We start from the raw sequence: 20,608 nt of genomic DNA, 5'->3' as shown, positions 1-20,608 counted from the left end.
GGCATACGAGATGTCTTAGGGTCTCGTGGGCTCGGGCGTGGTGGGTGGTGGTGGTCCAGAGGTTGGTGGCTGATGGTTGCCGCGTCGGCGGTGTGCGGGTGGTGGGTGTGTCGTCGGGTGGTAGGACGCGGTAGGCGTAGCGTCCGGTGTGGTCTTGGGTGATGGCGATCTGGTGTGGGTTGGTGTGCTTGAAGCGGTTGTGCCATCCGCAGGTGAGTGCGAGTTGGTCGATGTCGGTGGGGCTGTGGCCGAGTGCCCAGCCGTGGACGTGGTCGACTTCGCACAGTGTCCCGGGCACTTCGCATCCCTGCACCGCACACGTGGCGTACAGGGCCTCCAGGACCTGGCGTTGCGCGGCGGTGGCGAACCGGACGCGATGTCCCAGGTACAGCGGAGTGTTCCCCTTGCCGAGCAGCAGTGGTGAGACTCCGGCGTTCAGGGCGATGCGCCGGGCCTGCTCTGCCGGGATGGGGGTGCCGTCGGTGAGGCGTGCCGGGGCGGTGCCGCCGGTGAGGGTGTCCAGGTCGCAGAAGACGGTGACCTTGGTGGCCTTGTGCCCACCTGACAACACCGTGGTGAGTGCGGCGGCGGTGCGTTCGGACAGGTCGCGGTGGTCGTCGGTTCCGGCGGGTTTGGCCAGCGGGGCGAGGGTGCCGTGCCAGGTGGCGGCGTCTTCGGCGTTGAGCCAGCCTTTGATGTAGCGGCCGCCGTCCAGCGAGCGGGTCGAGTCGATCCAGGACCGGTCGTAGCCGCGTGCGACGTCCTCGGGGGCTTGCTCGTGTCCGTCGCGTTCGGCGATGAGGTCGGTGATCTTGTTGCCGAACGCGGCGACCTTGCCCGCGGAGAAGCCCTGCCCGGCCAGGTCGAGGAGGATGTGTTCGGCGGCGGCGCAATCGGTGTCGTCCAGCCGTGCGACGGCGGCGCTGATGGTGGCGGCGTATCCGTAGGACAGTTCCCCGTCGATCAGGCGGCGGGTGACCTCGGGGAGGCGGTGGCGCTGGCGGGCCAGGTGCAGGCGTTCCTTGGCGCGGGCTTCGCGCATGCCCAGCCGGGTGCGCAGCCACGCCAGGGTGGAAGGCAGTCCCCACCGGCGCATCTCCCCGGAGGCGTCGACGCGGGCGATCAGAGCGGCCAGTGCGCTTTCGTGCTGGTCGGTGGCGCGGGCGAGGGTCTCGGCCTGGGCCAGGCAGTCGGCCGCCGAGGCGGGCGCCTCGCGGCGGGCGAGTTCGGCCGCGATCGCTGCCGCCGCGTCCACCAACTCCTCGGTGGACATCGACGCGACATCGACTCGGCTCGAACACATGACTCAATGTTATCGAACAGTCACGCAAGATCATCTCGATTTCGATAAAGAATCTTGTCGTCTTTACCGCCGGGCCGAATCGGGGAATATTTCGCCCATCCGGGCGCCGTAAACCGGTCCCGGTCGCCTGTGGCTGCGGTTTGCCGGGGCCGAAGGCCCCGGGTCAGAGGTCAGCGGCCACGCACCGACCTGCAGCCGAACCACCACACCCCCACCAGCGAGCCCAGCCGAAGTGACTTCAGCCCACCATGACCGCAATGTCCACACCGACCCGCAGAGGCCACCGCAACCGGGCACCTGCAGCAACCACACTAATCCGGTAAAAAACCACCGCAACCGGGACCAACAACAGAACACCCGCTAATTCGGCTTTACCCCGGCCGCCCACGCCACCGACGGCATCGAGTTGCCGAACCGCCGGCTTCACAAGGCCACAAGGCGGACGGGGGGGCGGGCCCGACCAGTCGTCGACCCGCGGTGTCTCGTGGGTGGCCGGATCGTCGCAGACCAGATGCACCTCCGGTCATCGACCCCAGCGCCACATCCGCCGCATGGCGGATGAACACTAGAGGCTGAACTCTCCGCGCTTCACCCGGACCAGCAACCCGGCGAACGCCTCACGCTCGAACGCCAGCCGTTCCCCATCCGGGTCCTTGGAGTCCCGCACCCACACCCGGTCGCCTGATTCCGAATGAGGTAGCGCAAATGCTCCGCCATGACTGCGGGGCCTCCGACGACGTTTTCGAGCACCTCCTGATCGATGAGTATCCACAAGTACGGGGGGTTCTCACGTTGCAGCACCTTCTGGCGCTTCGTCCGGGCTCTGCTCTCCGCCTCAGCCTCGGCGCTCCGCCCGGCGCGGCCTTGAGGAGTGCCTCCGCGTACGTCTGCGTCTGCGCCAGCGCTGGGACGGTCTGGCCGTGGTACATCTTGAGGACGTCTGCGGTCTCTTCATACTGGATGTACCGCTTGAACAGTCCGGGTCGTGCCCACCGCACGCGAACATGTGCAGTCTCTCGAAGTGACCGCCGGTCTCCCATGCCTGGTCGAGCCGCCTCATGTCTGTATCGCGCGGCCGAAGGCGACCGGCCCCCCAATTCGATACGGTCGCCCGGGTCACGTGGACGACCATGGCGGCCTGTGCGAGCGAGAGACCTCGCTGGGTGCGATGAAACCACAGGTCAAAGGCCAGCCAGGCCCATAGTGAGGACGCCGGGTCGATCGACTCTCGAACACTCATCGCTCCCCCACGGGTGTATCGCGCCACCTCGAAATCACTTCGCGTAAAAAACGAACACCAAGGGTGAGGGCAGAATCCGCGAACTGGGGATTCAGCCGCGAAGTAATCAACGACTCGGCCTCGTGATGAGCGAGATCGTCACCAACGCCGTCACGGCGGCGCGCGGCCGGGAGATCCGGCTCCGCTGCGCTCTGGAGGACGGGACGCCTCTCCTGGAGTGCTGGGACCCGTCCCTCGACCTACCGGCCCCGGCCCCGCCGTCCCTCACCGCCGAGAATGGACGCGGCCTCGCCATCGTCTCCGCCTACGAATAGGCCAAGGAGACCGGCACGCGCCCCTCCGCCACCGGCGAAGGAAAGATCGTCTGGGCCCAGATGCCCGGCTGACCCCGTTTCAGGAGAGCGAGGGCAGGCGGGGGCGCGGTGTGCTGCCGAGCCCCCGCAGGGAGTGAGCTCAGGCGAAGCGGGCGAGGCCGGCGGAGATGACCGTGCGGTCGTCCGCGGCGGCCTCGAAGAGGGTCGCCCCGGCGCCGTCCTTCCAGGTTTCGACGCGCAGGGCGTCGCCCGGGAAGACGGGGGCGGCGAAGCGGCCCTCTAGTTCGCGTAGGTCGGCTGGGTGGGCGCCGACGGACGAGGCCAGGGGCAGGGTGATCGCCGCCAGCGTGCACAGGCCGTGCATGATGGGGCGCGGCATCCCGGCCGTCTTCGCCGCCTCCGGGTCGATGTGCAGGTGGTGGCGGTCGCCCAGCAGGCGGTAGAGGGCCGCCTGGTTGGTGGCCGTACGGACGTCCAAGGTGCTGGAGGGGGCCATCTCGGGACGGCGGCGTGCGGATGGGCCTCGGTCGCCGCCGAAGCCGCCCGCGCCCGGTGCGAACACCGACCACGTCGCCTCGAAGTACTCGCTGTCCACGGTCACGTCGAAGACCGCCGCCGAGCCCTTGTCCCAGACGTCCGCGACGCGGGCGCTCATCTCCACCGCCCCCGAGCGCGGCAGGTCCTTCAGCACGTGAAGGCGCTGGGTGCCGTGGACGGCCGTCCCGGTGTCGAACGCGCCCGCCGCACCGAGGGCGTCCAGGGCCCACTGGGCGAGGGTCAGCGCGAACGTCGGCAGGACGCGCAGCCGCTCCTCGAAGACCAGGTCGAGGTCGGAGGCGTCCGCGCCGACCGCCAGCGCGTAGAGGATCGCCCGGGTCTCGTCATAGGTGACGGTCCGGGTGCCGAGGTCCTTGCCCTGCCATTCGCTCACGCGTCCGCTCCCAGGATCAGGCCGCTGGTCGGGACGCCGGTGCCGGCGGTGACCAGGACGTTGTGGACGTCGCCCGGCTGGTTCACCGACGTGCCGCGCACCAGGCGGACGCCCTCGGCGATGCCGTTCATCCCGTGGATGTACGCCTCGCCGAGCTGCCCGCCGTGGGTGTTGAACGGGAGCCGGCCGCCGAGTTCGAGGTTGCCGTCCGCGATGAAGTCCTTGGCCTCGCCCTTGGCGCAGAAGCCGAGCTCTTCGAGCTGCGGCAGCACCAGCGGCGTGAAGTGGTCGTAGAGGATCGCGGCCTGGACGTCGGCCGGGGTGAGCCGCGACTGCGCGTACAGCTGCCGTCCCACCAGGCCCATCTCGGGGATGCCGGTGATCTCGGAGCGGTAGTAGCTCGTCATCATGTGCTGGTCGTTGCCGGACCCCTGCGCGGCGCCCCAGATCAGCGCGGGGCGGTGCGGCAGGTCGCGGGCGCGTTCGGCGGAGACGATCACCAGCGCCTGGCCGCCGTCGCTCTCCTGGCAGCAGTCGAGGAGCCGGAGCGGTTCGGCGATCCAGCGGGACGCCTGGTGGTCCTCCAGCGTGATCGGGCGGCCGTGGAACCACGCGGCCGGGTTCTTCGCGGCGTGCGCCCGGTCGACGACGGCGACGCGGCCGAAGTCCTCGCTGGTCGCGCCGTACTCGTACATGTAGCGGCGGGCGAACATCGCGACCCACTGCGCGGGGGTCGACAGCCCGAACGGGTTCATCCACGCGTACGCGGCGCTGTCGGCGCTGACGTCCATCGGCCGGTTCGCCTGGCCGAGGCCGTAGCGGGTGCCGGACCGCTCGTTGAACGCCCGGTAGCAGACGACGGCGTCGGCGACGCCGGTCGCGACGGCCATCGCGGCCTGCTGGACGGTGCCGCAGGCCGCGCCGCCGCCGTGCCCGACGCGGGAGAAGAACTTCAGCTCGCCGATGCCGAGGTTGCGGGCGATGTGGATCTCGGAGCTGGTGTCGGCGGTGAACGTCACCATCCCGTCCACGTCGGACGGCTGGAGGCCCGCGTCCAGGATCGCGGCGAGCACGGCCTCGCAGGCGAGCCGCAGCTCGCTGCGCCCGGACTCCTTGGAGAACTCCGTGGCGCCGATCCCGGCGATCGCGGCCGCTCCCGGCAGCACGCTCATGCCCCGCTCCCTTCCAGCTGGACGACGGGCAGTTGGACCACGACGGTGCCGGTCACGTGCGGGCCGATCGCGTTCACGCCGCGCACCTTGATCTCGACCCGGCCGCCGTCCCGCTTCTCGGTGACGGTGCCGGTCAGGACCATCGTGTCGCCCGGGTAGTTCGGCGCGCCGAGCCGGATCTTGATGGCCTTCACCACGGCGGCGGGCCCGGCCCAGCCCGTGACGTACCGGTCGACGAGCCCGTTCGTCGTCAGGATGTTCATGAAGACGTCCTTGGAGCCGCGCTCGACCGCGAGCGACGGGTCGTGGTGGACGTCCTGGTAGTCGCGGCTCGCCAGCGCGGTCGCGACGATCATCGTGCGGGTCAGCGGGACGCGCAGCTCGGGGAGCTCCTCCCCCACCGCGACGTCGGCGTAGGCGCGGCTCACAGCGTTCTTGCTCACAGGGCCGCCCCCAGGAGGTCGAGGTCGGCGGACGCGCCGCCGAGCGTCCCGGCGAGCTGCTTGCCCCACAGGAAGTGGCGGTGCACCGGGTAGTCGACGTCCACGCCGATGCCGCCGTGCAGGTGCTGGACGCGGTGGACGACGTTCAGCCCGCCCTCGTCCGACCACCACTTGGCGGTGAGGACGGCGGTCTCGGCGTCCTCCCCGGCCCCGATCAGCGAGACCGCGTGCCAGAGGCAGACGCGGAGCGCGTCGATCTCGATGTAGCAGTCGGCGAGCTGGTGCTGCGCGGCCTGGAACGTGGCGAGCGGGCGGCCGAACTGCTCCCGCCCGGACAGGTAGTCGGCGGCCATCCGCAGCGCGCCCTCGGCCACGCCGACCTGGAGCGCGGCGACCGAGACGCGGGCGAGCCGCAGCGCCTCCGCCAGCGCGCCCTCTCCGAGCGCCTGCGCCGGGACGCCGTCGAGGGTGAGGTGGCCGGCCTTGTCGTGCGTGGTGGTCTCGGTCGCCACCCAGGAGGTCCCGGCGGCGGACGTCTCGACCAGGAACAGCCCGGGGCCGTCCGGCGCGGACGCCGACACCAGCACGTGGCTCGTCCCGAACGGGGTGGGGACGACCGCCTTCGTGCCGGTCAGCAGCCACCCGTCGCCGTCGCGGACGGCGGCGCAGCGCGGCGCGGCCGGGTCGGACGGCCCGAACTCCTCCAGCGCGACCGTCAGCCGCACGGACCCGTCCAGCACGGGCGGCAGGATCTCCCGCTGCGCCGCCGACCCGTGCGCGGCGAGCGTCATCGCGGCGACGACGACCGGCCAGACCGGGACGGGCGCGACGGCGCGGCCCTGCTCCTCCAGCAGGACGGCCAGCCCGGCGGCGCCGAGCCCGGCCCCGCCCGCGTCCTCCGCCACCGCGACGCCGAGCAGCCCGGTCTCGCCGAGCTCGGCCCACAGGCTCTCGTCCACGCCGCGCTCGGACGCCTCCGCGGCCTTGATCCGCGCCTGGGACGCCTGATCGGTGAAGATCTGGCGGGCCAGGTCCCGGACGGCCTCCAGCTCCTCGCCCAGGGTGAAGTCCATCAGCGCTCCTTAGCGTCTGCGTCGGCCGGGCGGAACGCCGGCAGGGACAGGTCGGGGTCCGGGTCGATCCAGTCGAGGACGACGGGCATGCCGACCTCGACGTCCTCCGGCGCGACCCCGGTCATGTTCGCGATCAGCCGGGTGCCCTCGGTCAGCTCGATCACCGCGACGACCAGCGGGTACTCGAACGCCGGGTGGCGCGGGTGGTGGTTGACCACGTAGCTGTAGACGTGGCCGTTCCCCTGCGCCTCGACGGTGTCCCACTCGAACGAGCCGCACTGCGGGCAGCAGGGGCCGGGCGGGTGCCGCAGCGACTTGCAGTCGGCGCAGCGCTGGATGACGAGCCGGTGCTCGCGCGCCGCCTCGAACCAGAACGCGTTGTCCAGGTTGATCGCGGGCCGCGGCCGCAGCGCCTTCGGCTTCGCCTCGTCCGCCGGCTCGGCGGGCTTCTCCGGGGGGCGGAAGCGCAGCAGCCGCCACCCCTGCGTCGCGACGACCTCGCCGGACGCGTCGCGGTAGGTCCGCAGGGTGGTGATGAAGCGGCCGGCTCCGAGGCCGGTCTTCTTCTCTGGGGAGATCGCCTGCACGACCTCCTCGACGCTGACGCGGTCGCCCGGCACCAGCTCCCGGACGAACTCGAACTCCGAGTCGGTGGCGACGACGGAGGTGTACCCGCCCTCGGCGAGCAGCGCCGTCAGCTCGTCGGAGCCCGTCGGCTCCGGGTCGGGGCGGACGGACGCCGCGTAGCCGCGCATCGTCCACGCCTGCACCATCGAGGCGGGCGCCACGACGCCGTCGCGGCCGGTCTCGCGGGCGGCGTCCTCGTCCAGGTAGACCGGGTTGCCGTCCTCCATGGCCTCGACCCAGTGCCGGATCATCGGGACGTTCACCGGGTCCTGCCCGAAGCGCCGGGTCAGCAGCTCCTTGCCGACCCAGGCTTGCAGCCTCTCCTCGTAATCATCCGTAACCGCGTAGTCGCTCATGACCGCTTCACCCTCGGCAGGCCCAGCCCCTGGACGGCGACCATGTCGCGGAGCACCTCGTTGACGCCGCCGCCGAACGTGTTGACGATCCCCTGCCGGGACAGCTGCTCGATCTGCCCGTGCAGCACCGCGCCCGGCGACTCGGGACGGATCCGCCCGGCCGCCCCGAGCACCCCGGTCAGCGTCCGCTGGACGAAGATGTGCGTCTCCGTCCCGTACGTCTTGGTGGCCCCGGCCTGCGCGCCGGTGAGCTCCCCGGCCTCGACCGCCATGGTCATCTTCCAGTTCATCAGCCGCATCGCCTCCAGCCGCGCGTACGCGCGGGCGAGGTCGGCGCGCACCCACGGCAGGTCGATCACGCCGTTCTCGCGGGCCCAGTCCCGGACGTCCTCCCACAGCCGGATCATCCGGCCGCCGAGGGCGGCGAGGCCGATGCGCTCGTGGTTGAGCTGGGTGGTGATGAGGCTCCAGCCGCCGTCGACGTCCCCGACGGCCGAGGACGCGGGCACCCGGACGCCGTGGTAGTACGTCGAGGTCACGACCATGCCGCCGACGGTCGGGATCGGGCTCCAGGAGAACCCGTCCGCGTCGGTAGGGACGATCAGGATCGAGATGCCCTTGTGCTTCGGCGCGTCCGGGTTGGTGCGGGCGGCGAGCCAGATGTGGTCGGCGGTGTTGGCGCCGCTGGTGAACACCTTGCTGCCGTCGACGACGAACTCGTCGCCGTCCAGGACGGCCCTGGTGCGCAGCGACGCGAGGTCGGTGCCGGCGTCGGGTTCGGTGTAGCCGATCGCGAAGACGATGTCGCCGGACAGGATGCCGGGCAGGTACTTCTTCTTCTGCTCGTCCGTGCCGAAGCGCATCAGCGTCGGGCCGACCGTGTTCACGGTGACGAACGGGAACGGCAGCCCGGCCCGCTGCACCTCGTCGAAGAACACGTACTGCTCGGCGATCGACTTGCCCTGCCCGCCGTACTCGGTCGGCCAGCCGTAGCCGAGCCAGCCGTCGTTGCCGAGCATCTTGACGATCTCGCGGAACCGGTCGCCGCCGACGCCCTGCTCGCCGGCGCGGCGGCGCACGTCCTCGGGCAGCAGGCCCGCGAAGTACGCCCTCAGTTCCGCGCGCAGTTCACGATGCGCGTCGGACTCACGCAGATCCATACCTGCCCTTTCTCGGTTACGGAGCCACAGTTCACGGGAGGAAGCGCACACGTCCGGCGGCGATGAACTCGTCCCGGAGCGCGGCCTTGTCCGCCTCGGTCATCAGCACGTACTCGGGGGCGCCGCGGCCCGCCCACCGGTAGACGGGGTCGGTGGTGCGCCAGCCGTCGAGCTGCAGCTCCTTCTTCTTGAGCTTGCCCGAGCCCGTCGTCGGCAGCGCGTGCGAGACGCGCACGAACCGCGGGGCGCCCTTGGTGCCGAGGTCGTCCTGCGCGGCGAGGAACGCGGGGAGGTCGAGGTCCTCGAACGCGACGCCCTCGGGGATCTCGATCGCGGCCATCACCTGGTCGCCGGAGCGCGGGTCGGGGACGCCGAACGCGACCGCGTCCACGATCCTCGGGTGGCGGCGGACGACGTTCTGGGTGAGCAGCGCCGAGATGTTCTCCGAGTCGACCCGGATCCAGTCGCCGGACCGGCCGCCGAAGTACAGGAACCCGTCCCCGTCGATGTAGCCGAGGTCGCCCGTCCAGTACCAGCCGTGCCGGACGCGCTCGGCGTCCGCCTCCGGGTTCTTGTAGTAGCCCTCGAACTTCGCGGCGCCGTGCACGTCGACGATCTCGCCGACGGCGGCCTCGGCGTTGGTGACGCGGCCGTGCTCGTCCAGGACGGCGCGGGCGCACGTCTCGCGCGTCTCCGGGTTGACGATGCGGACGCCGTCGTGGGCGGGGCGGCCGAACGCGGTCGGCGGCGCGGCCGGGTCCCGCTTGATCATGCCGGCGCTCTCGCTGGAGCCGTAGCCCTCCACGAGCCGCGCGCCGAACCGGCGCAGGAACTCGGCCTTGTCCTCGGGGGACGCCTCGGTGCCGAACCCGTGGGTGAGCGTGTTGTCGCCGTCGTCCGGCCGCTCCGGCGTGGCGAGGACGTACCCGATCGCCTTGCCGACGTAGTTGAAGAACGTCGCGCCGTAGAACCGGACGTCCGGCAGGAACCCGGACGCGGAGAACTTCGGCGCGAGCACGACGGTCGCGCCGACCGCGAGCGACGGCGCCCACAGCGCCATCAGCGCGTTGCCGTGGAACAGCGGCATCGAGCAGTAGCTGATGTCGTCGCGCTTGATGTCGTACTTGGCGCTGTTGTTGCGGCCCAGCTCGGCGAGGCGGCCCTGCGAGCAGCGCGCCGCCTTCGACGCGCCCGTGGTCCCGGACGTGAACAGCAGCAGGATCTGCGTCTCGGGCGTGACGGACGCGTCCACCCACGGCTCGCAGGCGTGGGCCTCCACCCGCGCCGCGTAGTCATCGTCGTCGATCAGGACGAAGCGGTCGCGGGGGACGCCGATGTCGAGGCCGTCCAGGAGCTTCAGCCCGGCCTGGTCGGTGACGAGCAGCTGCAGGTCGGTGTGCCGGACCTCCTGCTCCAGGTAGGCGCCGGTCCGCGTCGAGTTGATCCCGACGATCGTCGCGCCGCTGAGCGCCGCCGCGCCCAGCCACAGGACGTACTCCGGCACGTTCTCCAGCAGCACCCCGATGTGGAACGGGCCGTCCCGCCGCAGCTCGCGGGCGAGCGAAGCGCGCGCGGCGCTCTCCCGGACGACCTCGTCCCACGTCCACGTCCGCTCGCGGCTGCGCAGGCCGTGCCGGGTGTCGCCCACCCGGTCCAGCAGCATCGCCGCGATCGTCTCGTCACGCACTCGCGGATCCCCAGGCCGGCTCGGTGGACAGGACGCAGTGCGTGCCGCCGTAGATCGCGGTCATGCACTTGTTGCAGTGGATGCACAGCGACTCGGTCGCGGGCTCCGCCTGGATCCGGTTGATCAGGTCGGGCTCGCGCAGCAGCGCGCGGGCCATCGCGACGAACTGGAAGCCCTCCGCCATCGCGGTGTCCATGCCCGCCTTGTCGGTGACGCCGCCGAGCAGGATCATCGGCAGCTTCACCGCCGCGCGGATCTGCCGGGCGTCCCTCAGCAGGTACAGGTCCTCGTACGGGTAGGACTTCAGGAAGTGCTTGCCGATCAGCTGGATGCCGAGCTTGGTCGGCTGCTTCATCACGGACGCGAACTCGTGCAGCGGCGCGTCGCCCTTGAACAGGTACATCGGGTTCAGCAGGGAGCTGCCCGCGGTCATCTGGAGGGCGTCGACCGAGCCGTCCTCCTCCAGCCACCGCGCGACCTGGATGGCCTCGTCGATCCAGAAGCCGCCGGGCACGCCGTCGTCCATGTTCAGCTTCGCGGTGACCGCGATGCGGTCGCCGACGGCGTCGCGGACGGCGCGGCCGATCTCGCGCGCCAGCCGGGCCCGGTTCGCCAGCGACCCGCCGTACTCGTCCTTGCGGTGGTTGACCTTGGGGCTGAGGAACGAGCTGGTCAGGTAGTTGTGCCCCATGTGGATCTCGATGGAGTCGAACCCCGCCTCGATCGCCATCCGGCCGGCCCGCGCGTGCGCCTCGACGACCCGCGCGATGTCGCCGTGCGTGGCGGCCTTCGCGACGGTCTGCGTCGTCAGGTGGAAGTGGCGGCTCGGCGCGAGCGCGGGGAGCTTGTTGCTCTTGGGGTTGGCGACCGGGCCCGCGTGCCCGATCTGCGCCTGGACGGCGGCCCCCTCGGCGTGCACGGCGTCCGTCAGCTTGCGGAGGCCGGGCATGGCCTCGTCCCGCCAGTGGATCTGCCTGCGGTCGGTGCGCCCCTCCGGCGCGACCGCGCAGTACGCGACGGTGGTCATCCCGACGCCGCCGCGCGCGTGCCGGACGTGGAAGTCGATCAGCGCGTCGGTGACCTGGCCGTCCTTGGTCAGGCCCTCGTACGTCGCCGCCTTGATCGTGCGGTTCCGCAACGTGACCGGGCCGAGCTTGGCCGGGGTGAAAACGTCGGGCTTCGGGTCGTTCATTCAGAGTCCTCCATCCGGACTAGACGGTAATCAGCGGGATGTCCGGGCACTCCGGACATCCCGCTGACTGGGAGCGTCGACCTGCCCCGCTACCCCTGGTCGCGGAGCGCGGCGGCGATCTGGTCGGCCTGCGCCTGCTGCTCCATCAGCTGCCGCAGCAGCCACAGCCGCAGGACGCGGGTCACGGCGGCGGCCAGGTACAGGGCCGCGCCGAGGACGGTCACCGCCAGGAACCCGATGGCGAGCGTCTGCAGCGAGCCCACGTCCCGCATGTCGTCCTTGGTGAGCGAGACGTTGTAGGCGATGAAGGCGCCGACGACGCCGGCGACCATCGCGAGGGCGCCGGCGATGCGCAGGGCGCCGTCGAAGCGGGACTGGTCGGTCCTCAGCTTCTGGCCGGCCACGTCGTCCTTGAACTGCTTGCGTCGTTCCTCAGTGAGCATTCGGGGTCAACCTCCCAGGTAGTCGCTGGACAGCCGGTCTTCGATCTCGGCGGGCGGGCCGACCGCCGCCACGCGCCCGTGCAGCATCAGCGCGGCGGTGTCGGCGATCGGCAGGACGGCGCGGGCGAACTGCTCCGCGACCAGCACCGACAGGCCGCCCTCGACCAGCTCGGCGACCGTCTCGTACATCCGGGTGACGATCATGGGCGCGAGGCCCATGGACAGCTCGTCGAGCAGCAGCACCGCCGGATCGGTGCCGAGCGCCCGGGACAGCGCGAGCATCTGCTGCTCGCCGCCGGACATGGATCCGGCGAGCTGATGGCGGCGCTTCCCGAGGATCGGGAAGCGGGCGTACGCCTTCTCCTCCAGGTCCTCCAGCCGCGCGCCGGTGCCGGTGGCCGTCCACAGGTTCTCCCGCACCGTCAGGTTCGGGAAGATCCCGCGGCCCTCGGGGATCGAGCAGACGCCGAGGCGGGCCGCGTCCTGCGCGGAGATGCCGTTCACCTTGCGGCCCGCGAACCGCAGCTCCCCGCCGGTCGGGGGGTGCAGGCCCGCGCACACCCGCATCGTGGTGGACTTGCCGCCGCCGTTCGGGCCGAGCAGCGCCAGCAGCGACCCGGGCTTCAGCGCCAGGTCGACGCCGTGCAGCACCTCGATCGCGCCGTAGCCCGCGCGGACCCCGGCCAGTTCGAGCAGCGGCTCGGCGTCCGCCTCGGCCGCCGCCCGCGGCTCGGGGACCACCTTCGACTCAGGCATGGGACGCCTCCTCCGTGCCGATGTAGGCGGCGATGACCTCCGGCGACTCCTTGATCTCCGCCGGGGTGCCGGACGCGATCAGCGCGCCGTAGTCGAGGACGTGGATCGTGGCGCACAGCCTCATCACGAGCGGCAGGTCGTGCTCGACCAGGCAGATCGCGAGGCCCTCCCCGGCGAGGCCGGTGAGCATCTCGGCGAACGCGTCCGTCTCGCGCTCGGTCTGGCCGGACGCGGGCTCGTCCAGCAGCAGGACGCGCGGTGAGCTCATCAGCGCGCGCGCCACCTCCACGACGCGGGCCCGTCCGATCGGGATGTCGGACACATCGCGGTCGGCGATGTCGGTGAGCCCGGTCCGTTCGAGGACCTTGTCGGTCTGCTCGTCCAGGTCGAAGCGCTTGCGGCTGTGGCTGCGCAGGATGTCGCCCGCGACGCGGACGTTGTCGCGCACCGAGAGCGACAGGAACAGCTCCAGGCGCTGGAACGTCCGCGCCATGCCGCGCCGCGCGCGCTTGGCCGGGGACAGCTTGGTGATGTCGTCGCCGTCCAGGAGCACCTGGCCGGACGCGGGCTTCTGCAGGCCCGTGATGGTGTTGAACATCGTGGTCTTGCCGGCGCCGTTCGGGCCGATCAGCCCGGTGATCTGCCCGCCGGCCATCATGAGGCCGACGTCGTCGACGGCGGTGTTGCCGCCGAACCGGACGGTGATGTTCCGCGTCTCCAGCAGCGCCGCTGCGGGCTCTGACGTCGTGTCAGGCATGGACCCCTCCCTTCAGGCCGAGTTCGCGGTCGACGCGCGCGCGCAGTTCGTCGGTGTAGGGCTCGTCCACGCCGAGGAGTTCCAGCGGCGTCGGACGGTTGCGCCGCCCCTCGTCCAGGTACATGCGGCCGAAGACCGGCAGCAGCATGACGGCGCAGAGCGCGATGATCGCGAACAGCCACGTCCCGATGACGCCGGTGAGCGCGAGGACGTAGAGGACGGCGCCGAACGCCCCCGCCCCGTACAGGACGGGCTTGGCGTCCCGCGTCGCGCGGTAGCCGTCGATGATGTCGTGGACGAAGCCGCTCGGGTTGCGGCCGACGCCCATCCCGACCAGCGCCGTCCCGACGAGGACGAGGTGGCCGAGCGCCGTGTAGATCGTCGCCATGCCCTCGTTCTCCAAGGCCAGGTCGCCGAACGTCGACACGAGGACGGCCGAGCCGACGCCCGCCATCAGCCCCCCGAGCAGCGCGCCGCTGAGGTAGCCGATGCCGGCGACCACGACGAGCATCAGCAGCGCGAGGCTGCCGACGAAGGAGAAGTTCTCCTGCGCGACGGTGCCGGTCGCCGCCGACATCAGCACGCCGCCGAGCCCCGCGATCGCCGCGGAGATCATGAAGACGCTCAGCTTCAGCCGGACCAGGTTCTGCCCGAGCATCGCCGACGCCGCCGGGCTGTCCTTCATCGCCGCGAGCCGCCGCCCGTACCCGCTGTTGCGCAGCGCGGCGAGCCCGACGGCGATCAGCGCGAACAGCACGGTCGCCGTCATCAGCGACGTCGTCCCGTCCCGCAGGTCGAGCGGGCCGACCTTCAGCGGCGGGACGATCAGCGACCCGTCCGGGAACAGCGTGAACTTCACTCCGAACAGCTCGTGCTGCGTGGTGTCGCGCAGCACCATGTTCGAGAGGAACTCGCCGAACGCCATCGTGGCGAGCGCCAGGTAGAGGCCGCGCAGCCGCAGCGCAGGCAGCGCGACGAGCCCGCCGACGACCGCCGCCGCGACGACGGCCAGCAGCACGCCCTGGATGTTCATCCGGGCGTCCAGGCCGGTGCCGACCACTCCGGCGTGGAACGCCACCACCGTCCCGACCGCGCCGAACGCCAGCGGCGCGAGGTTCAGCTCGCCCGCGTAGCCGGTGAGGACGGTCAGCGACAGCGCGATGATCGCGAACGTCATGCCGAGCGCGAACGTGGTGACGGCGCCGTCCGACAGCAGCAGGCTGTAGAGGTACACGACCGCGACGAGCACGAGGCCCCACACGGCCGCGCCCCGGACGGTCGGCACCCGGTACCGCTCGCGGGTCCGGATCGCGGCCCCGCGCAGCCGGTCCTGGGGCAGCACCACCAGCACCACGAACAGCAGGATCATCGGCAGCGAGACGCGCAGGTTGCCGGTGAACGTGCCCGCCGACGGCAGGTAGGCGAGCACGTAGTTGGCGGCCAGGCCGAGCACCATCGCGCCCACGAAGGTGCGGGGGATGCTGCGGAGCCGGCCGAACATCGCCGCCGCGAACGCGTCGATCACCAGCAGCGTCAGCATGTTCGCGTCCAGGCCGCCACCGCTGATCGGGACGATCAGCACACCGGCGAGCACGGCGAGGGTGGAGCCGAGCGCCCACGACAGCATCGCGGCGCGCTCGGGGTCGTGGCCGTTCAGCCGGAGCAGGTCCGGGTCGTCGACCGAGCCGCGCATGACGACGCCGATCCGGCTGCGGGTGAACAGCACCCGCAGCCCGGCGGCGATCGCCACGGCGGCGACCAGGCAGACGATCTCGTGGTAGCGGACCACCACGCCGCCGACCGTGATCTTCGAGCCCGCGCCGAAGAACATGTCGACGGTGTGGGCCTCGTCCGGATTCCAGATCCACTGCGCCAGGTAGACGGTGCCGAGCAGCACCGCCACCGTCACGATGATCTTCGTGACGTCGGCGGTGCCGCGCAGCCCCTTCATGATCGCGGCGTGCAGCGCGGCGCCCATCGCGGGACCGACCACCCCGATCACGACGACCAGCGCGAGCCATACCGGCCAGCCCCACCGCTCGGTGAAGTGCCAGTACAGGAACGTGCCGAACATCGCCTGCGCGCCGTGGGCGAAGTTGAAGATGCCCGAGGTGTTGTACGTCAGTACGAGCCCCGATGCCGCGATGGAGTACACCGACCCGAGGACCAGCCCCAGGATCGTGTAGGTCAGGAACGTCGTCACTTGCTCACCGCCATGTGGGTCACCGCCTCCGGCGGGTTCGGATCAGGAGGACTGGGGCTTGATGACGTCGTCGTTCAGGAACTTCGTCGAGATCCGGTCGCCGTTCAGCTGGACGCCCGACGCCTTCGGGTCGGTCTTGACGACGAACTCGGGGCCGCACTCGAACTCGCCCACGTTCTTCGGGTAGACCTGCTCGTACTTGGTCTTGTTGAGCTTGACCATCAGCGAGCAGGACGCCGGCTTGTTGTTGCCCGGGTCGGTCGGCGCGTGCAGGCCGCCGCCCGTCCACTCGTGCACCTTCGACAGCTCGTTGATCACGCACTGCCGGGTGAGGTCGGAGCCGCACTTCTGCGCGGACTGCGCCCACAGCAGGAACGCGGAGGTGGCCTGCATGCCGAGCAGCGCGACCTTGCCCTGCTTGGCGTTGACGACGTCCATGTACTGCTTGACCGCGGGGACCTTCTCCGCGTTCTCGAACGGCTGGAAGATCATGCCGACGTGCAGGTTGTCACCGGCGCCCGAGGTGTTCCACTTCGACACCATCGTGCTGTACCAGGTCGCCTCGAACACGTACTTCGGCTCGGCGCCCGCCCGCTCGATCGACTCCAGCAGGCTGAACTGGCCGGGGTCGGGCGAGTCGGACGACCACAGGTAGCCCGCCCCGCACTTCTTGATCTTCTCGGCGAACGGCATGTAGCTGCTCTCGCCCGCGTCGTTCAGCCGGACGCCGCACTCCAGCGGCTTGACGCCGATCTCCTTCATCGCGCCGGCGATCTTGCCGGTGCCGGTGCTGACGGCCGGGGACGTCGACAGCAGCAGGTCCGTCTTCTCCTTGAAGTCGGGGAACTGCTTCTCGGCGAGCCGGAGCCCGCCGATGTTCATCATGTCGACCGGGTACGGGACGGCCTCGTACTTCATCGGGCCCATCGCGGCGTTCGGGCCGACGGTGTAGCCGGCGACCGTCGGCAGCTTGCACGCCACCCGGTACTGCTCGGCGGCCTCGTCCATCGCGAAGCCCTGCCCGACGAGCATGAAGTCCTGCTTGCAGGACTCCTGCATCACCTTCGCGGACTGCGCGTAGGCGGCGTCGTACTGGTTGCCCTTGATCTTGCGCCCGTTGATGCCGCCCTGCTGGTTGCACCAGTCGATCATCGCGGAGACGGCGTCGCCCATCTCCTTGGAGAGGCCCGGCGCGGACGCGAAGCCGCGGTCGTCGCCGAAGCCGATGGTGATCGCGTCGTCGCTGACGCCCTGGTCGGTCTTGCCCTTGGCGTCGCCGGGGCCGCACGGGGACGCCAGCGTCCCGAACGTCTTGCTCGCGGCGGCGGTCGCGCCGCCGGAGTCGCCGCCGGACACCCCGTCGGTGCCCGAGCGCTCGCTGGAACAGGACGCGGTCACGAGCGCCACCGCGAGGGCGCCTGCGGCGAGGCGCCCGATCTTGTCGACCTTCATTCGGTCGTACTCCTTTCACCGGCCGCCGGGGCGGCAAGTGGTGTTTCGGGCAGGCGGGGGACGTGGTTCTCGGGTAGGGGGATCCGGCCCGGCGGCACTGGGGCTCTGCGGCGCTGCGTCACTGCCGCACCGCGGCATGGCCGGGCGTCAGAGGGAGTTACCGGTGTTGTGGCGTGCGTTCAGCCGCGGTGAGGTGCGGCGGGTGTCTTGTGGGAGGTCCGGACGGCTCCGTCCGGACCCCTGAGTCAGCCGAAGTTGGCCTGGCCGCCGTCCAGCGGGATCGTCGCACCGGTCAGGTAGCGCATCGCCGGCTGGACGAGCGCGACCACGGCCTTGCCGATGTCGTCCTCGCAGTCGCCGATGTAGCCGAGCGGGATCGTCTTGCGGAACTCCTCGGCCGCCTCGGGGTTGTTCTCGGCCCACCACTTCAGCCCCGGCGACAGGGCGTGCGGGGCGATGTTGTTGGCGCGGATGCCGTCCGGGCCCCATTCGGCCGCGGCCGTCCGGGTCAGCGAGCGGAGGGCCTGCTTGGCCGCCGCGTAGGCGCCGTACGTGGCCGGGTCCCACCGGACCATGGCCGACGTGACCAGGTTGACGATGCTGCCGCCGCCGCGCGCCTTCATGTGCGGGTGGCACGCCTTCATGAACGCGAACGCCGCGAACGGGCCGGTGACGAAGCCCTTCTGGAACTTGGCGTCGCTCATCTCCAGCAGCGGGCCGTAGGACCCCGCGTAGGCGTTGTTGACCAGGATGTCGACGCCGCCCAACGCGCCGGCGACCCGCTCCACCACCCCGGGGATCGCCTCGGTGTCCGCGACGTCGCACACGAAGGGCTCCGCCTTCGCGCCGCGTTCCCGGATCAGCCCGCAGGTCGCGTCCAGTTTGGCCGCGGTGCGGCCGAGCACGGCGACCGCCGCGCCCTCCGACGCCAGCGCGAGCGCTATGCCCTGCCCGACGCCCTGTCCCGCTCCGGTCACGATCGCGACCTTGTCGCTGAGGCTTCCCATTGGTTCTCCCGCTCAGTCCTGCTTGCGCGCCCAGCCCGGTCCGCCGGGGTCGTGCCCGGCCGGTCCGGTCTGCTCAGTCCTGGTGCGGTCATGGTGATGTGACGCGGCGCACGTAAAAGCTCCAGTCCCGCTGAGCGGGAATGAGTTCGGTCTGGAACGGTCCGTGACCGTCCCGCTGAGCGGAATGCCCTGGTGGAGCCGGTGTGCCGCAGCCCACAATGGGCCGTCCCGGCGAGGAGGAGGGGGTTCGATGGACGGCATCGCGAAGCTGACCGGTCCCGGCGGCGAGTTCGAACTGCGCGAGGAGGAGGTGCTCGGCACCCGGCTGCCCGTGTTCGCCGGCCGCGCCCGCAGCCTCGGCGAGGTGCTCGCCCGCTCGGCCGCCCACGGCGATCGCGACTACCTCGTCACCGCGTCCCGCCGGCTGTCCTTCGCCGAGCACGCCGCCGCCGTCGCGTCCATGGCGAAGGCGCTGCGCGACGACCTCGGCGTCCGGCCGGGCGACCGGATCGCGATCAACGCGGCCAACTCCCCCGAGTGGATCGTGTCGTTCTGGGCGGCGATCGCCGCCGGCGCGGTCGCCGTCGGCTACAACGCCTGGTGGGCGCCGGCCGAGATCGAGTACGCGCTCGGCCACACCGACCCGAAGATCGTGATCGCCGACGAGAAGCGGGCCGCGCTGATCTCCGAGGACGTGCTGACGATCGAGAAGGACGTCCCGTCGCTGATGGCGCGCTACCCCGGCGCCGAACTCGACGTGCCCGAGGTCGCCGAGGACGACCCGGCGGTCATCCTCTACACGAGCGGCACGTCGGGCCGCCCGAAGGGCGCCGTCCACTCGCACCGCAACCTGACCTCGGTGATCGAGTACCACCGCTACAACGACGCCCTGATGGGCCTGTTCGGCATCGACCCCTCGGCCCGCCGCTACCTGCTCGCGCTGCCGCTCTTCCACATCGCGTCCCTGCACAACCTGGCCGTCCCGCGGCTCGCCACCGGCACCGCCGTGGTCATGCACATGGGCGGCTTCGACGTGGACAAGGTGCTCAGCCTCGTCGAGAAGGAGAAGGTCACGAACTGGGGCGCCGTCCCCACGATGGCGCACCGGATGATGGAGCACGGCGACCTGTCGAAGTACGACCTGTCGTCGCTGACCGCGTTCGCGCTGGCCTCGGCGCCGTCGTCGCCCGCGTTCAAGGAGCGGCTCCAGTCGGTGTTCCCGCCGGCGCGCGGCGCCCTCGTCGACAGCTACGGGCTGACGGAGTCGTGCACCGCCATCTCCGTCGCCACCCCGATGGACCTCGCGGAGGCGCCGGGCACGCTCGGCACCCCGAACATCGGCGTCCAGCTGGAGATCCGCGACGCCGAGGGCAAGCCCGTCCCGGACGGCACCGAGGGCGAGGTCTGCGCCCGCAGCGCCTACAACATGATCGGCTACTGGCGGGACCCGGAGGCCACCGCCGGCGCCATCGACGGCGACCGCTGGCTGCGCACCGGCGACTTCGGCAGGATCGACGACGGCCGGCTGCGGCTCACCACCCGCCGCTCCGACCTGATCATCCGCGGCGGCGAGAACGTCTACCCGACCGAGGTCGAGAACGTCCTCGCCGAGTACCCGGGCGTCTCGGAGTGCATCGTCATCGGCGTCGCGCACCCGGACCTCGGCCAGGAGGTCGCGGCGGTCGTCGTGTGCGGCGGCACGCCCCCCGCGGTCGAGGACCTGGCGGCGTTCGCCAGGGAGCGGCTCGCCTACTTCAAGGTCCCGTCCCGCTGGCACATCACCTCGGACCCGCTCCCCCGCAACGCGACCGGGAAGGTCCTCCGCAAGCGGGTCGAGGAGGAGATCTCCTGAGCGCTCCCCGTCCACCGGGCGTTCTGTCGGAGGCGGCTGGTCGAATGCGGGCCACCGAGCCAAGGAGGACGACGTGGACGAACAGCGGTTCTGGGACCTGATCGAGGCGGCGTGGGCGCCGCTGGGCGTCGACGCGGCGCGCACGGCGCTCGCCACCCGCGACCCGGAGTCGGCCGGCTACGAGATGCCGGAGTTCACGGCGGTCGACAAGGCCCTCAACGGGTTCGTCGACAACCTCCGCGGGCTCGCCCGCGACCTCGGCGCGGCGGAGCTGACCGACCTCGACCGGGTGGCGGAGCGCCTGCTCCACGCCATCGACCGCCGCGACGTCCACGAGGTCACGGACGGGTCCGACGACGGCTTCCTGTACGCGCGCGGCTTCATCCTCGCGCTGGGCCGCGAGTTCTACACCGCCGTCGCCGCCGACCCGCGGATCGCCGTCGAGGACGCCGGCTGCGAGTCGATGTGCTACCTGTTCGCGCACGTGCACCGGGAGCGCTTCGGCGACTTCCCCGACACCGGCTCCGGCATCTCCCGCGAGTCCTGTACGAACCCCGAGGGCTGGCAAGACTGACGGAGTAACGCGCGAGCACTGACTGCGCGGCCCGGCCGGCGGAACGCCGTTGGGCCGGGTCAGGGT

General features: G+C 71.2%; 19 protein-coding genes and 2 pseudogenes. 3 read left to right on the top strand and 18 right to left on the bottom strand.

The window, feature by feature from the left end:
* The 4 genes and pseudogenes from ETD96_RS19050 to ETD96_RS48150 form a co-directional block, all read right to left on the bottom strand.
* Window positions 1–1,303 (bottom strand): HNH endonuclease signature motif containing protein (locus tag ETD96_RS19050; protein WP_138637816.1); only part of this gene is annotated, 1,303 nt, incomplete at its 3' end.
* A gap of 565 nt (window positions 1,304–1,868) precedes the next feature.
* Window positions 1,869–2,075 carry a DUF397 domain-containing protein gene (locus tag ETD96_RS47925; protein WP_338072570.1) on the bottom strand — a complete coding sequence of 69 codons (207 nt, stop codon included), beginning with the start codon at window positions 2,073–2,075 and terminating at the stop codon, window positions 1,869–1,871.
* Window positions 2,003–2,343, bottom strand: a pseudogene (locus ETD96_RS48155) (Scr1 family TA system antitoxin-like transcriptional regulator); the annotation flags it as partial. The pseudogene ETD96_RS48155 and the gene ETD96_RS47925, both read right to left, overlap by 73 nt.
* Window positions 2,340–2,543 (bottom strand): annotated as a pseudogene (locus tag ETD96_RS48150) (helix-turn-helix domain-containing protein); the annotation flags it as partial. The pseudogenes ETD96_RS48155 and ETD96_RS48150, both read right to left, overlap by 4 nt.
* 74 nt (window positions 2,544–2,617) lie before the next feature.
* On the opposite strand from ETD96_RS48150, the gene ETD96_RS19035 reads away from it, so the two are divergent.
* Window positions 2,618–2,857: an ATP-binding protein gene (locus ETD96_RS19035; RefSeq protein WP_338072571.1), complete on the top strand. Its 240-nt coding sequence runs from the start codon at window positions 2,618–2,620 to the stop codon at window positions 2,855–2,857.
* A 139-nt stretch (window positions 2,858–2,996) separates the two neighbouring features.
* Here ETD96_RS19035 and ETD96_RS19030 read toward each other — a convergent pair whose 3' ends face one another.
* The 14 genes from ETD96_RS19030 to ETD96_RS18965 all read right to left on the bottom strand — a co-directional run bounded on the left by ETD96_RS19030 (window position 2,997) and on the right by ETD96_RS18965 (window position 18,116).
* The gene (locus tag ETD96_RS19030; protein WP_138637812.1) at window positions 2,997–3,788 is read right to left on the bottom strand and encodes a MaoC/PaaZ C-terminal domain-containing protein; all 792 of its coding nucleotides are present in this window, start codon (window positions 3,786–3,788) and stop codon (window positions 2,997–2,999) included.
* Complete coding sequence (locus tag ETD96_RS19025) at window positions 3,785–4,960, bottom strand: lipid-transfer protein (RefSeq protein WP_138637811.1); 1,176 nt, start codon at window positions 4,958–4,960, stop codon at window positions 3,785–3,787. Before ETD96_RS19025 ends, ETD96_RS19030 begins: the two co-directional genes overlap by 4 nt.
* The gene (locus ETD96_RS19020; RefSeq protein WP_240807857.1) at window positions 4,957–5,403 is read right to left on the bottom strand and encodes a MaoC family dehydratase; all 447 of its coding nucleotides are present in this window, start codon (window positions 5,401–5,403) and stop codon (window positions 4,957–4,959) included. The genes ETD96_RS19025 and ETD96_RS19020 overlap by 4 nt, the downstream gene beginning before the upstream one ends.
* Window positions 5,400–6,476, bottom strand: coding sequence for an acyl-CoA dehydrogenase family protein (locus tag ETD96_RS19015; protein ID WP_138637810.1), 1,077 nt, complete (start codon window positions 6,474–6,476; stop codon window positions 5,400–5,402). The genes ETD96_RS19020 and ETD96_RS19015 overlap by 4 nt, the downstream gene beginning before the upstream one ends.
* Complete coding sequence (locus ETD96_RS19010) at window positions 6,476–7,459, bottom strand: bifunctional MaoC family dehydratase N-terminal/OB-fold nucleic acid binding domain-containing protein (RefSeq protein WP_138637809.1); 984 nt, start codon at window positions 7,457–7,459, stop codon at window positions 6,476–6,478. The genes ETD96_RS19015 and ETD96_RS19010 overlap by 1 nt, the downstream gene beginning before the upstream one ends.
* Window positions 7,456–8,619, bottom strand: coding sequence for an acyl-CoA dehydrogenase family protein (locus tag ETD96_RS19005; protein ID WP_138637808.1), 1,164 nt, complete (start codon window positions 8,617–8,619; stop codon window positions 7,456–7,458). The genes ETD96_RS19010 and ETD96_RS19005 overlap by 4 nt, the downstream gene beginning before the upstream one ends.
* 31 nt (window positions 8,620–8,650) lie before the next feature.
* Complete coding sequence (gene casI / locus ETD96_RS19000) at window positions 8,651–10,306, bottom strand: steroid-22-oyl-CoA synthetase (protein WP_138637807.1); 1,656 nt, start codon at window positions 10,304–10,306, stop codon at window positions 8,651–8,653.
* Entirely contained in the window at window positions 10,299–11,498 is a 1,200-nt protein-coding gene (locus ETD96_RS18995; RefSeq protein ID WP_138637806.1) for an NADH:flavin oxidoreductase, read from the bottom strand. Before ETD96_RS18995 ends, casI begins: the two co-directional genes overlap by 8 nt.
* A gap of 89 nt (window positions 11,499–11,587) precedes the next feature.
* Entirely contained in the window at window positions 11,588–11,941 is a 354-nt protein-coding gene (locus ETD96_RS18990; RefSeq protein WP_138637805.1) for a hypothetical protein, read from the bottom strand.
* 6 nt (window positions 11,942–11,947) lie between these two features.
* On the bottom strand, window positions 11,948–12,697 hold the full coding sequence (locus ETD96_RS18985) for an ABC transporter ATP-binding protein (protein ID WP_138637804.1): 750 nt from the start codon (window positions 12,695–12,697) through the stop codon (window positions 11,948–11,950).
* Window positions 12,690–13,454: an ABC transporter ATP-binding protein gene (locus ETD96_RS18980; RefSeq protein ID WP_138637803.1), complete on the bottom strand. Its 765-nt coding sequence runs from the start codon at window positions 13,452–13,454 to the stop codon at window positions 12,690–12,692. Before ETD96_RS18980 ends, ETD96_RS18985 begins: the two co-directional genes overlap by 8 nt.
* Window positions 13,447–15,657, bottom strand: coding sequence for a branched-chain amino acid ABC transporter permease (locus tag ETD96_RS18975; RefSeq protein ID WP_138637802.1), 2,211 nt, complete (start codon window positions 15,655–15,657; stop codon window positions 13,447–13,449). The genes ETD96_RS18980 and ETD96_RS18975 overlap by 8 nt, the downstream gene beginning before the upstream one ends.
* Window positions 15,658–15,699: 42 nt before the next feature.
* Entirely contained in the window at window positions 15,700–17,109 is a 1,410-nt protein-coding gene (locus ETD96_RS18970) for an ABC transporter substrate-binding protein (protein ID WP_138637801.1), read from the bottom strand.
* A 245-nt stretch (window positions 17,110–17,354) separates the two neighbouring features.
* Entirely contained in the window at window positions 17,355–18,116 is a 762-nt protein-coding gene (locus ETD96_RS18965) for an SDR family NAD(P)-dependent oxidoreductase (protein WP_138637800.1), read from the bottom strand.
* A gap of 250 nt (window positions 18,117–18,366) precedes the next feature.
* Between ETD96_RS18965 and casG the strand changes: the two genes are divergently transcribed.
* Window positions 18,367–19,968: a steroid-24-oyl-CoA synthetase gene (casG, locus tag ETD96_RS18960; RefSeq protein ID WP_138637799.1), complete on the top strand. Its 1,602-nt coding sequence runs from the start codon at window positions 18,367–18,369 to the stop codon at window positions 19,966–19,968.
* 73 nt (window positions 19,969–20,041) lie between these two features.
* Window positions 20,042–20,542, top strand: a complete 501-nt coding sequence (locus tag ETD96_RS18955; RefSeq protein WP_138637798.1) for a DUF4240 domain-containing protein — start codon at window positions 20,042–20,044, stop codon at window positions 20,540–20,542.
* Window positions 20,543–20,608 lie beyond the last annotated feature (66 nt).

Origin of the sequence: Actinomadura geliboluensis (assembly GCF_005889745.1) — a bacterium.
GTDB lineage: Bacteria > Actinomycetota > Actinomycetes > Streptosporangiales > Streptosporangiaceae > Spirillospora > Spirillospora geliboluensis.
The sequence above is the reverse complement of the archived record's forward strand: the minus strand, read 5'-3'. Positions and strand labels throughout refer to the sequence as shown.